The organism is Pandoraea sp. B-6 (assembly GCF_000282835.1).
GTDB lineage: Bacteria > Pseudomonadota > Gammaproteobacteria > Burkholderiales > Burkholderiaceae > Pandoraea > Pandoraea cepalis.
In genome coordinates, this window is record NZ_KB290562.1 from 23387 (window position 1) to 26220 (window position 2834).

Here is a 2834-nt window from a genome sequence, read left to right on the forward strand (position 1 = left end):
CCAGTGGGACAACGGCGCGCGGCAGCGGCGTCGCCACGTCGGGCTCGGCGAGATGCGCGCAGACATCGAGCAAGGTGCGCGCGCCATAAACCGTGGCGCCCTCCACCAATGCGGCTTCCTGCGCGCTTGCCGCGGGCAGCACGAGCGCACGCGCCGACGGTTCGGCCAGCATGGCGCTCGCCATCGCCAATGCCCCGCGAACCGGACGCAACTCGCCGGTGAGCGACAACTCTCCCGCAAACTCGTGCGAGCGCAATCCGATGTCGGGGAGCTGACCGCTGGCCGCGAGGATGCCAAGCGCAATCGGCAGATCGAAGCAGCCAGACGCTTTGGGTAAATCGGCCGGCGCCAGATTGACCGTGATGCGCCGGGCGGGAAATTCGAACCGGCTGTTCTGCAACGCCGAGCGCACGCGCTCCCGGCTTTCCTTGACCTCGGTATCGGGCAGGCCGACCAGCGACAGGCCGGGCAGCCCGTTCGCCAAGTGCACTTCGACGGTGACCGCGCGGGCCGCCATCCCCGTGATCGCACGGCTGCTGACAACTGCCACTGACATCTCTCCTCCTTCGAACTATTGCGACGCATCACATCGATGTCGATAGTCGTCGCAGAACGCCGCGGCGCACAATGTTCAATCGGAGGAAATCGGGGGCGTGGAGGGTGTTTTCGGAGCGACGGCACCGACGGTTCGGCAAGGTCCGCTACGATTTAGGAGGATTCTGATCTCAGACTGAGAATCGGGAAGTGACGACACGCGGCAGTTGGGTGCGCCGCAGCGGGGCATGGCGTTGGCCTTCGGCCGCCGACGATGACAAAGGGCGCCCACGCGCCCCTTGTGTTTCGTCAGTCTTGCGCTTCGTTGCGCAGGCCTTCGAGTTCGGCCACGCGCTTTTCGAGCGCCTCGAGTTTTTCGCGCGTGCGCGCGAGCACCTGCGCCTGCACGTCGAATTCCTCGCGGGTCACCAGATCGAGCCGGTTAAAGCCCTGGTTGAGCAGGCTTTTGACGTTGCGCTCGATATCCTTGGCGGGGGATTGCTTGAGCAACTCACTCACCTTGGCTTGCATGTCTTGCAGGATCTCGTTCGGTTTCATAAGCCTTCCTCTCTTCGATTCTTCGCACCAACATGGTGCTTGCACCGTCAGTGTGCTTCGGCGCGCCGGTCTGACCGGTGCAAGGTGGTGCATCAGGGCGGCCGCCAACGTTGGCGCAACTCTAACACCGTTTCCTGCACCCAGCCAGCGCACACAACGGCGCAACCGTTACCCGGCAAGGATTTGATCTCGTTCGACACGCTGGGTTGTCGCCGGTGCCGGCACCGGCGCGCCACTTTGTCCCCGCAATTTTGCCAATTTTTTATCCCGGAATTTGTATCTTGCGCATCGCAGCGCATGGGGATGCGAGACCTGGCACGAGAGTTGCTGTACTCAGGTCAGAAACTGCCGCACGCTGCACCAAAACGTTAGATAACAACTCAGGGGAAAGTGATGAAGAAAGTGTCAACTGCGATGGCTGGCGTTGTGTTCTCCAGTGCGATGGCGATGTCTGCCGGCGCTTTTGCGCAGACGAGCGCCGATGGCGCGGCGCCCGCCACAGCGGCGAGTGCCGCGGCCGAACCGCTGACCGTGACCGCCAACATCGGTCTGTTCTCCGACTACCGCTTCCGCGGGATCTCGCAAACGGGCAAGCGCCCGGCGGTGCAGGGCGGTTTCGATATCGCACACGAATCCGGACTGTATGCGGGCGTATGGGCGTCGAACATCAGCTGGATTTCGGATGGCAATTCGGCGGTGAGCGCGCCGATCGAAATGGATTTCTACGGCGGCTGGAAGAAGGAAATCATCCCGGACTGGACCATCGATGTCGGGGGCCTGCAGTACTACTACCCGGGCACCTATCCGTCCGGGGCCTTCTTCCCGCGTCCGCATACGTTCGAACTGTATGCCGCCCTGGGCTGGAAAACCGTAACGCTGAAGTACTCGCACTCCATGACCCGTTTGTTCGGCCTCGTGAGTCCGGACGGCCAGGATACGTCGAACAGCGGCTACCTCGACCTCACGGCAACCTATGACATCGGCGTCTGGGGCCTCTCCGCGGTGGGTCACGTGGGGCATCAGTGGGTGCACAACTTCAGCGCGGCTGGCTACACCGACTGGAAGATCGGCCTGTCGAAAGACCTGGGCAAGAACTTCTCCGTGTCGGTCGCCTACGTCGATACGAACGCCAACGAGAAGTACTACACCGCCGCGAATTCCGGCAAGGTACTCTCCAAGGCGACGGTCGTCGTGGGGTTGTCGAAGACATTCTAAGGAGCGACTCAATATGAAGCTGATAACCGCAATTGTGAAACCCTTCAAGCTCGACGAGGTGCGCGAAGCCCTCTCGAACATTGGCGTGGCGGGGATTACGGTGACCGAAGTCAAGGGCTTCGGCCGCCAGAAGGGCCATACCGAGCTGTATCGGGGTGCAGAATATGTCGTCGACTTTCTGCCGAAGGTGAAGATCGAGGCGGTCATCGGCGACGCCCTGCTCGATCAGGCGATCGACGCCATCGAGCAGGCGGCCCGCACCGGCAAGATCGGCGACGGCAAGATTTTCGTGTCCAACGTCGAACACGTCGTCCGAATCCGTACGGGAGAGACCGGCGAAGACGCGCTGTGAAGGTCCTACAAAAGAGACAACAAATCATGAAAAAACTGCTTGCCAAACTGTTGCTCGTCGCCGCCTTCGCAGGCGTCGCGGGCACGATGGGCCTCGGCTCGACCGCCGCGCTCGCGCAGGACGCTTCGGCGCCTGCCGCCGCGTCGGAGACGGCGTCACCCGCAGCGACGGCTGC

Annotated in this window: 4 protein-coding genes; 2 read left to right on the forward strand and 2 right to left on the reverse strand. The window is 62.4% G+C overall.

Translation table 11 applies throughout. The annotated features are described in order from the left end of the window. Together A985_RS26685 and A985_RS0122395 are read right to left on the reverse strand one after the other, a co-directional pair. Positions 1 to 556, reverse strand: a 556-nt coding sequence (locus A985_RS26685) for an ATP-binding protein (protein ID WP_198288738.1), incomplete at its 3' end; no start/stop codon positions are given. A 287-nt stretch (positions 557 to 843) separates the two neighbouring features. Beyond that, complete coding sequence (locus A985_RS0122395; RefSeq protein ID WP_017235617.1) at positions 844 to 1092, reverse strand: accessory factor UbiK family protein; 249 nt, start codon at positions 1090 to 1092, stop codon at positions 844 to 846. A 393-nt stretch (positions 1093 to 1485) separates the two neighbouring features. Between A985_RS0122395 and A985_RS0122400 the strand changes: the two genes are divergently transcribed. Continuing rightward, the gene (locus A985_RS0122400) at positions 1486 to 2307 is read left to right on the forward strand and encodes a TorF family putative porin (RefSeq protein ID WP_017235618.1); all 822 of its coding nucleotides are present in this window, start codon (positions 1486 to 1488) and stop codon (positions 2305 to 2307) included. A gap of 13 nt (positions 2308 to 2320) precedes the next feature. Further along, entirely contained in the window at positions 2321 to 2659 is a 339-nt protein-coding gene (locus A985_RS0122405; RefSeq protein ID WP_010804740.1) for a P-II family nitrogen regulator, read from the forward strand. Positions 2660 to 2834 lie beyond the last annotated feature (175 nt).